6 protein-coding genes and 1 pseudogene are annotated in these 9,238 nt (G+C 59.8%); 4 read left to right on the plus strand and 3 right to left on the minus strand.

The window, feature by feature from the left end:
- Both BJQ90_RS19325 and BJQ90_RS19330 read right to left on the minus strand, forming a co-directional pair.
- The coding region (locus BJQ90_RS19325; protein ID WP_226761814.1) for a hypothetical protein at nt 1-356 on the minus strand (356 nt) is incomplete at its 3' end.
- A gap of 13 nt (nt 357-369) precedes the next feature.
- A complete protein-coding gene (locus BJQ90_RS19330) occupies nt 370-1,932 on the minus strand; it encodes a hypothetical protein (RefSeq protein ID WP_226761815.1) in 1,563 nt (520 codons plus the stop codon).
- Nucleotides 1,933-3,107: 1,175 nt separating this feature from the next.
- Between BJQ90_RS19330 and BJQ90_RS19335 the strand changes: the two genes are divergently transcribed.
- The 4 genes and pseudogenes from BJQ90_RS19335 to BJQ90_RS19345 all read left to right on the plus strand — a co-directional run bounded on the left by BJQ90_RS19335 (nt 3,108) and on the right by BJQ90_RS19345 (nt 7,768).
- The gene (locus BJQ90_RS19335; protein ID WP_226761816.1) at nt 3,108-3,473 is read left to right on the plus strand and encodes a hypothetical protein; all 366 of its coding nucleotides are present in this window, start codon (nt 3,108-3,110) and stop codon (nt 3,471-3,473) included.
- Between the two features lie 996 nt (nt 3,474-4,469).
- Nucleotides 4,470-4,607, plus strand: a pseudogene (locus tag BJQ90_RS22970) (PASTA domain-containing protein); the annotation flags it as partial.
- Nucleotides 4,608-4,661: 54 nt separating this feature from the next.
- Nucleotides 4,662-5,282 (plus strand): NPCBM/NEW2 domain-containing protein, encoded by a 621-nt coding sequence (locus BJQ90_RS19340; RefSeq protein ID WP_264197442.1) that lies wholly within the window; start codon nt 4,662-4,664, stop codon nt 5,280-5,282.
- Nucleotides 5,279-7,768, plus strand: a complete 2,490-nt coding sequence (locus BJQ90_RS19345) for a VWA domain-containing protein (RefSeq protein ID WP_226761818.1) — start codon at nt 5,279-5,281, stop codon at nt 7,766-7,768. Before BJQ90_RS19340 ends, BJQ90_RS19345 begins: the two co-directional genes overlap by 4 nt.
- A 568-nt stretch (nt 7,769-8,336) precedes the next feature.
- Here BJQ90_RS19345 and BJQ90_RS19350 read toward each other — a convergent pair.
- A partial coding sequence (locus BJQ90_RS19350; protein WP_226761819.1) for a BREX system Lon protease-like protein BrxL occupies nt 8,337-9,238 on the minus strand: 902 nt, incomplete at its 5' end.

A 9,238-nucleotide genomic window follows, 5' to 3' on the forward strand; every position in this document is an offset into this window, starting at 1 on the left:
TATCTGAGCTGCCCAATGGCGACCAAGCCTGCGCTTCGCGTGGCAGCCCTATGCTTGCTTACAGCATTGGCGGCAACGGTAATCGCCAGCCCAGCTGGCCCAAATCCTATCCACCCTCCCCCCTTATCGAAGTCGCGGGTGAGGAATGCGATGCGGCGGTCTGTTACCACCAGTACGGTGTCATCCGGGAGAGTCCAGTTCTCGGCGGAACTCCTCACCCTGGACTGTCCTGCCAGCTGCACCGTTTCGCCTGGTTCGAGGCGAAGCCTGATGCCGTCGTCGCTTGAAGCCATCCAGTAGGACGGTGAATCTCCTCCAATGCGGCGGAGGCCCAGGACTTGGTCGGGAAGGTCCATGTTGTTCACCTCATCATGCGCAAGGACGTACGGACTGATCGGGCGGCGTCAAATTGTCCAGTACTTTGACGTAGGCCTCGTTGGGAAACCGCGAAGCCGCCACACATGCCTCCGCCAAAGTATCGAAGGGTCCCCCATACACCGCGTAGATCATCGTTCCAGCGTTGGACATCTGGTACAAGGACGAACAACTGCCAAGGGTGAGCAGGTATGTGGATCCGGGGTGGCTCACCAAATTTGCTTGCACGTCTTGGGCATATGCGGCTGGGACTATTGATGAGTGGTAAAAGACAGCGAACTTTCCTGTGCAGGTGACAGGCCGCAATGGCGATGCGAGCCCCAAATCCCCAGGTTGAGCCGCAGGGATAGGTGAAACCGGTTGAGGCGGGGGTGTTGGGGGAAGTGCCGCGACAGCGGAAGGGGTTACAGTCTGAATTGGCATCTGTTGTTCGGGGATTGCGGCTGGCTGAGGTGTTGGTATAGTCGCCAACTGACCTTGTTGGTTTGGCGCCACGCTTCGCCAGGAACCCGCGCCCAAAACAATGCCAAGGACGACGAGGGCCACGGTCGTTCCCGCGGCGGTGAGTGCGCGGGCCTTCCTGCTCATCCTGGAATGAGACAAGGACGGGGTCGGTGCAGGAGCCGGATTTGGCTTCTGACCCCCCTTGCTGTTGAAGTACGCGTCGACTTTTTGGGAGCTTAGAGCTGCCTCATCGGATTCGCCGCCTTTCCCTGCCGCATCCGAAACAGCACGCTTTTCAGCGTGGCTCTGCCACAGGTGACTATCCTTTTCGTCAGCAGGCAGGAACGCTTCAGGAGAAGCGTTTGTGGAGACAAAGGCTGAGGCTTCCCGGGAGGTCGCCAAAGCTGCCGGAGCGTGATCGGGGAGGGGCGGAACAGAGCTGCTGTAGTCCGACCGCGTCCCCGCCGCTGGCTCGGGGCTGCGGCCCAATTCCTCGGATGACTGTGTCATCGTCGAAGTCGCTGGGGCCGCTTGAAGCGCGTTTAGTTGCCTTACGAAGTCATCATGAAACCGTCGCATTGCTGGAAGTGCGATGATTCGCTTGCGGCCGACAGGTATCACCCAGTAGATAGTGGGCCGGCTCGTCAGGAATTGGCCCACCGTGATTTCAACATCAAAACTACCGCTGGCTCCCGTGGTCCACGAGATGGTGAACGACATCTGGGTGACGAGTCCACCTATGCCTCTGATGCTGAGGTGTACGGCATCGACCTGCATGTCTTCTACCCGGATGGTACTGCCGCCCTCGCTCACCCGTATGGCAGCCTTCGTTGCAGTGTCAATTATGCCCCGGCGGTCAACGGATGTTCTTCCGTGGAATTCGACGCCTCGGATCTGGTCAGGTAGTGATTTGCCCCAACCATCGAAACGATCTCTTAGAAATCCCATCGGTCCTCGGGGGTGGCCGAAGAGGGCAATGACAAAGCCGGCGACAAGCAGCATCATCATCCCTCCCTCGTCACGTCTGTAGTGGGGCGTTCGGAACTGGATGAAACCGATCAACATCACGAGACCACCGACTATCAGGAAGAGGGTCCTCTTGTTGATCTTCATTTTCCTGTCCTAACTACATGAGCTTGTCAGGGGGTGCTGGATCATAATTGGTCGGAAACCAAAACTAACTCCGCTGCCTGAGCTGTAGCCGAGTGAGTGGTTGGGGCCGTCGCTACCGATGGGTTGCAGCAACTCTTTTGCTAATGAGTGCGATGCAGAGGCAGCCCAGAGCGGCTGTACGCATGCGGTTAGACATGCTGTCCGTGTCTCGGAGCGGAAACGCGAGGCTTACCACCCAGTACTCGGGCCTGCCGGCGCCGCCGGAAAAGGTCGGGTACGTGCAAACGCAACCTGAAACGGCCTCCAGAAGCGTCATTCTTGTTCCTCCACGAGAAAATCAGGACTTTTATGTCGAGACCGATTTGCGCAATTAGACGTCCAGGAGGATAGGGGCCCGGTTGCGTCCTCCATTGTGCAGCTGCGCCAAGGCGATGACTAAAGGATTCCTGCACTACTACGGTGTCGTCTTGGAGCTCTGGTATAAATTCGAAGACCAAACGTGAAGCTAGTCTGGCGCGAGCTGTTTTCAGGCCTCCCTGACGATCTGCCGTCCGTGACCACATGCTGGCCGACGTCCGCTGTTTGTCGAGTGCATCGAACCAGGCCATGATGCTGGCACGATTGGCAGCACTGCGCTGGCTGTTCGCGGCCGTGTGCTCATCCAGCTGCCGTTGGCGCTCAGCCTCCTCCTCCCTCTGTAGACGCTCAGCTTCCTCTTGCTCCGCTTTCCGTCGTCCTCCGAATAGTCCCATGACGTCTTCCGGGCCAGGCGGCCCGTATCTCCGAGTCGTAAGGTTTGAAACCCTAGTGCCGACCAGGGCCGGGGGGCAGGGTCTTTGGACCTTGGTGTAGGGTGCTGCCACAACAAGACAGGCATCGTGCCACGGCGGCACACGTGCCGGGCAATGAGCACTCCCGCGCAGACCTTGCTTCCATAGACCTTCGCCGCTGGCCCCGGTTCTAGAATCGGCGGCTTGCGTAACTCCCTTGACGGGTGGTCTGACTGCGAGTAGACCGTGGGGATTGATGTCAGGCTTCTGAACCCATACACGAAAATGACATAACCGCCATCATGAAATCGACGGCCGGCTCCTGGGCGCTCTCGCCACCACGACTCGCGCCCTGCCATCGACTTCACCGACTACCGACTACCGATGACAACAGAGGATGAAACTATGGGACTCTTTTCCAGACGCCGAGAGGAACAGGCGGCCCGCGACCGAGACGGTGCAGCCGACGCAGAGATGTGGCGGGAGTGGGTCGAAGGCATCGCCAATCAGATGCCCGACCACGGCATGCTGACCGTGGAAGTCGCCGCGCAGTTGGAGGCGCTGCCGCTCAGGGAGACATCATCCGAACATGAAGCCACTCTGAATTACTACACGGCCAGACACTTCACTTCTCAATACGCCGCCAGATTGTCGCGCAAATACATCCTCGAGTCTGAAGAAGCGCGGCAGGCGGGTGACCAGGAGGCAAGGGACACACAGCTTCGGCGCTGTGAATACATGCAAGAGGTCAGCGCCCGACTCGCGGTATGACGGCGTGATGCGTCGGATTAACGCGATGTCCAAGCGGCCGGAAAGACGCGGCCCCTTGGATTCGTGGGTCTCACCTTATGCGTGGGCAGCAACCTTGTGCGTGGGCAGCAGTTGTTTGTCGGGACCGTGTAGATCCGTTGGCATTGAGAGGAAGTTGCACTCGTGGAATGGTCTGGACTCATACTTTTTATTGCCTACCTCTTCGGGATGCGGGTTGTCGCTCGTTGGTACTTCGTGCGTCGTCACGTCGTCTCACTCGAAAGAGGTGAACCAGGGATGACCGAAGCACTCGCGATCTCAGCCATATGGCCGATCACGATCTTTCTTTATTCTGTTGGGAATCCGACCGCGTGCAGCCATCGCCGTCACGCCTTGGCTCGGCTCACCTAACGACGTCGGCGGCTTCGAGGGCGCCCATGCGTGGCGGACAGGACCTGCGCGCAGTCATTGACCTCCGGCCACTCGGGCGGGGAGCGCAAGCCCAAACAGGTTCCCTTTGCGGCAGATGGGACACGTTCGAAAAAGCGTGGACTTTTCGACTAAGCCTGTGGTGTGGTGAATGCCCCATTGGGATGGGGGCCAGGGGACCGGGAGGCGTAGCGCCACACGGATGAAGTTACAGCGAGGATCGTAGTCGACAATGATCCGCGGCGCGGGCGCGGCCACGGGTACGAACGGCGGGACGAAAGGCTTGGTGGGTTGGGCGTGACAGCGAAACAAGATGACCGACACTCCGAGATTGACGGCCCTCGGCCGAGTTGGAAGGGACTGCGTAGGACCCCTTCAAGCCCCGTCGACGCAGCGAAGGACAGGCGTCGACCGCCCCCTTGGCCGAACCTGATAACTGCCATTGCCATGCTGTGCGTAGTTTCGCTATTCACCGGGCTGATTCTCGGCTGGGTATTCCGGGGTGCATTGATCGAAGATCCCTCCGGTGGCCGACCGGACAGCGCGGCAGCATCGGCAGCCCGCACAGCACCTACGTCGACGCTGCCGATGCCGGACGTTCGCGGACTAAACGAAGCAGACGCAAGACAAGTCCTGTCGGACGCGGGTTACGACCCCTCCATCGTAGAGATCAGCAACGTTCCATCAGTAGCCTTAGCTGGCACAGTTGCAGCCCAAGACCCGGTCGCAGGGACGACAAATCCCGCCGCCATTACCCTGTCGTTACCATCGCCTGCGACCATGCCTCCGCTCGCCGGCAAAACCCTTGAAGAGGCGACAAAAGCTCTGGAGCTGATGGGCACGCAACCGGCGGTCAAAAGAATCTATGACCCGAAATCCACCCCCGGGGCAGTTCTTTCCACGGACCCGTCTCCCGGCTCCCCCCTGACCATGACGCCAACGCTAACCGTTGCGGGTGCGCCCGGCAGCGCCCCGCTGTCTGGGCTAAAGGGAATCGGCAATTGCGGTCCGATAAGCTCCGGAAGCGTGAACGGCACGAAGGTGACCAACGGCCTTCGTTGCGCAGTCGGCCACAATCCAACCACCACCTACTGGATCCTGGACCGGACCGTTGCCCGGCTACAGGGAACCATTGGAATCGACGACAGCTCCGACACCGCGGCAACGGCCAGGATAACTATCACCGCAGACGGAAAGCCTCTGCTGGACCAAGACATCGCTTACGGACAGAGCGCGAACCTCGATGCAGACATCACAGGAGTCCTCCGGTTGGAGGTAACCGTCACCGAGACCAGCACTTCCAAGAAATCCGGAACTTCAGGCACCACGTATGTTGTGCTGGGGAACGCCGTGGTCCTCGGGTCGGCTGCTGCAATCGCGGCTCTGGGCGGGACGCCATGATCAAGAGATTGCGGGGCGCAGCCTCTTCCATACCCGCCGTAGTTTACTTTCTGGTGTGCCTCGTCCCGGCTACTATTTCCGCGTCGGCGGCTGTATCACCACTCCCGGGGGTTTCATCGGCTGAGCAGGCCGCAGCGTTCCCGGAGTCCCCACTGCCCCTCCGCCCCGGAGGGCGTGACGTCCTGATCCTCCTGGACACTTCCGGCTCAATGGCTGACAAGGACCGCAGCGGCACCGTGAAGATCGGCGCAGCGAAGAACGCGATCCTGCAGCAAATGCAGGAACTACCTGCTTCGGCACGCCTTGGACTCATGACCTACCCGTCCAAAGCCGGCAGCACGAAATCCGGTTGCCGTCCGCCCCAACTGCGGCTTCCGGTCAGCAGCTCCTCACTCATCGACATGAGTCCAGCGCTAGGCATCCTGCCGCCCCCGGACGGCGGTACCCCCACCAGCGACGCCATGATCGAGGCGGCCCAGTACCTCAAGAATGAGGGTCTTACGGACGTCACCATTGTCCTGGTCTCCGATGGGGAATCCAACTGCGGCGCAAACCCGTGCGACACCGCCAAGCAACTCAAATCGGAAAATGTTCACCTAGCCGTCAACACTGTCGGATTCGACATCTCCCCCCAAGGACAGCAGGAATTACAGTGCGTTGCCTCGGCGGCTGACGGAGTCTATGTCGATGCCAAGGACGCCGCCCAGCTCGCGCAAGTCCTCAAGGATCAACTCGGCAGCGGCCTGAGTATCACCCTGTCCGCTCCTACCGCGCCGATACAAATGCTGGAGCGCAGTTTCGATGTCGGCGTCACCGTTTCCGAAGCCACCGGACACAGCGCCGCCAACGTACAAATAGCCCTCACGGAAACGAACCCAACTGGCGGATCTTTTGTTCAGCGGCCCGTCATGTCCTTGGGAAATCTGGGGCCAGGCGAGAGTGTACCAACCAGCTGGGCCATCAGGCCGCCATCGAATCCCCTCCTCAACAAGTCCACTTACCGGGTCACCGTCAGCAGGAACAGCTACCCGGCAGAGACAAAAGACTTCACCATCGCTTTCTCCCACGATCAACAGAGCGGTTTAGTACTCAACGGCGCCCTCAAGGACTTCAAGAACATCTTGGTCCTAGGCGACTCCTACTCGTCAGGAGAGGGCGCCGGAAACAAAGAACGGCCATATTTCCAACTTGACGATCAGTCCATGGCCTGTCACCGGACGAAGAACCAGTACGCCAACTGGTTATACAGCCCGGAAAACGTAAGCATTCTCGCCTGCTCGGGCGCCGTCACCTCCAACGTCTATGCTGTGGGCCAAAACGGAGAACGCAACCAGCTGGCCCAATTGGAAACCATGCTGTCAACCGGATACCAGCCCGACGCGATCTTCCTGTCCATTGCCGGCAACAACATCGGCTTCGGCGACATTGCAAGGAGCTGCGTTCTGAGTGCTTTTAGCGCAATTACGACCTTGGATCGTCTGCGTTCGTGTCCAGCCAGTCCGGACTCACTGGATGCTTACCTTGCAGTTGAAGATCTCCTCAGCTACGTTCCTGCGTACGTTGCCAACGTCCTAGAGCAGACCAGCTTGATGTTCGATAAGCACCACCTCAAAACCCCCCCCATCATTGTGCTCCAGTACCCTCAGTTGCTGGCCCATGACGCCCCGCTGCGATGCGACCCATCCCACCCTTTCCAGGATTTCACGCTGGGAGCGGGTTTCGAGTACTTCTCCAGACTTCAAAATCAGCTGAACGAGCACATTGCTTGGGGGGTCAGTTTTGCCGCCGGTAAAGGCGTGCCCGCTTATCTGGCCGGCACGGACAAGGCCATCCCGCCCGACCATAACTTATGTTCGGCAGATCCATGGTTCGTTCCTCTGACCGCGCAAGGGGCTATTATTGACGAATCCCCCGAATCTCTCCACCCGATTGCGGCAGGGCACAAAGCCATTGCCGCGGCCATCAATTCTTGGGCAGCGGACCCGGGCAACACTCTCAAGGGCGCCTCAACTTCGGTAGGTAGCGAGCCGGCATGGAAGAGCGCCACCGCTCAATGGTGGCCTACCGCTTCTGACATCTACCTGGTCTTGAACCAACCCGGAGCAACTGGCGGTCCGACCTTAAGTGATCATTACGGCCAGACGGTCATCCACGTTTCAGGAGGGGCACCATTGACTGGGGTGACGCTCTACATACATTCGACTCCGCTCGTGCTCGGTCGCGTCGAACTGGATCAAAATGGTAACGGCTCATTCACAGTCGATCTGCAGGCCACCGACCTGGCGCCGGGGGACCATACGGTCAATGCGCTGGGAACCGCCGCGGACGGCAAAGCCGTCGTCCGGGCGGTGAGCATCCACATGGAACAGCCGTTCCCCTCCGCATTCTGGATCATGATCCTTCTCGGGGTTGCATTGGCGTCTGCAGCCACGACTATCCTCCTCAAGAATCCGAGGCGGTCTCTTAGGCCGCGTTCTGATTCATGAACGTGGGACTCGCCGGAGACTGCCCACCTGACGCTGACTACGAAACGCCTGGTCTATGTCATTCCACAATTCACTCGCGCGGACGGATCATGGATCATTGAAGGCGGGCTCGCGGGGGTCGCGCTGGTCGGCGCCAGCGCTCTTCGCGCCAGAAGGCAAAGGAACGGCCGGGCCCTCGCCGGCCAGACCGAAACCTGCACCTACTCAATGTGATCAGCGGTCCCAACTCGCAACCCACCTTCTCAAATCCGGCAACCGTGACCGCAACGATTCTTCAAATTCCGGATCGCCTGTTGAGAGTGTCTAACGGCTACTCACGGTCCTGACCAGGCGCTCGAACTTGCTCGCTTTTGGACGAAGGCCGCCTGTCCCGATCGACTCGCCCGCTTTGCTCACCTCGAGGGAAGTCAGTCCTCGACTAACCCTTTCTCCGGCGACCTTTTGGGTCTTCCTTTGGGTTCGCACTGACCCGGAATCATCGGGCAGTCCCCACCCACGAGCCATGCGGCACGGAGCCGCCTGGCACCGGTCAGAGCATCGAGCCCCAGGATGAGGCAGTCATGACCCCTCAGCCATCTTCGCGGATATAAGTGACTCCGAAGGCACGAACCTGGCGGAACTCCTGACGGCTGGTGCCGAAGTCGAACCAGCCGCCGTCGGACTTCTGGAAGATGTCGAGGCCGTGGCCGAGGTTGATTCGCCAACCGGTGTCGGTTCGGATCCAGCGGTCGTGGCCACCGGGATCCTTCGCCACGTTGACCTTGATGCCTTGCTGAGCGGCTGCCTGAACGATGTCGTTGAGCATGCGGAGTTGCTTCGTCTGGTGTTCGGGGTCCTCGTCGAGCACTGTGAACAGGTTGACTGTGATCTCGTCCGCCGGGTCCTTTGCCGCAGCCATGAGTGCGAGCAGTTCGACGAGATTGCGGCCTTGGTGATTCATTCGGATGTATGGGTCGTGCAGTTCGATCTCTGTTACATCTCGCATATACGGCATGAGCAGCGTCTCGTAGGAGATGCCGCGTTGGTTCTCCACGAAGTCCCGTTGTCCCTGGAACAGTTCCGCCTGAACGGGGCCGGGCGCGGACTTGGGAACGGACGTCGATGCCGCGATGGCTACCGGTACGCCGGTGTCGGCCGATGTCTCACCGGAAGGGGCCGGTGCTCGGCGTCGATGGTAGTGCGTCGGGTATTCGTCTTCTTCAAGCGTCGTTACAGCTGACCAGCCACCGCCGAGTGAGTCGTAGCCGAATTTTACTGCCGCCATGGTGGCGTCGATCCGGAGGATTTGGTCCTTGACTCGCTTGCGCCCCTCGATCGCTAGGCGCAGGATCTCTTCGATCTCCTCGGGCGTCGCCTGATCGTGCGGATAAATCAGCTTCATCAGTCCTGATGGCGAGTAGCGCTTGATGGTAGCGCGAGTCCAAACACCTGGTAGCGCAGTTCTGACGAGGTGGTAGCGGCCCGGGCGCT

Source organism: Arthrobacter sp. SO3, from assembly GCF_020532825.1.
Taxonomy (GTDB): Bacteria; Actinomycetota; Actinomycetes; order Actinomycetales; family Micrococcaceae; genus Arthrobacter.

Bases quoted from the DNA above. Each gene is read 5' to 3' on its own strand.
- BJQ90_RS19335 (WP_226761816.1), top strand. From the start codon at position 3,108: ATGGGACTCTTTTCCAGACGCCGAGAGGAACAGGCGGCCCGCGACCGA.
- BJQ90_RS19345 (WP_226761818.1), top strand. From the start codon at position 5,279: ATGATCAAGAGATTGCGGGGCGCAGCCTCTTCCATACCCGCCGTAGTT.
- BJQ90_RS19330 (WP_226761815.1), bottom strand. From the start codon at position 1,932: ATGAAGATCAACAAGAGGACCCTCTTCCTGATAGTCGGTGGTCTCGTG.
- BJQ90_RS19340 (WP_264197442.1), top strand. From the start codon at position 4,662: ATGCCTCCGCTCGCCGGCAAAACCCTTGAAGAGGCGACAAAAGCTCTG.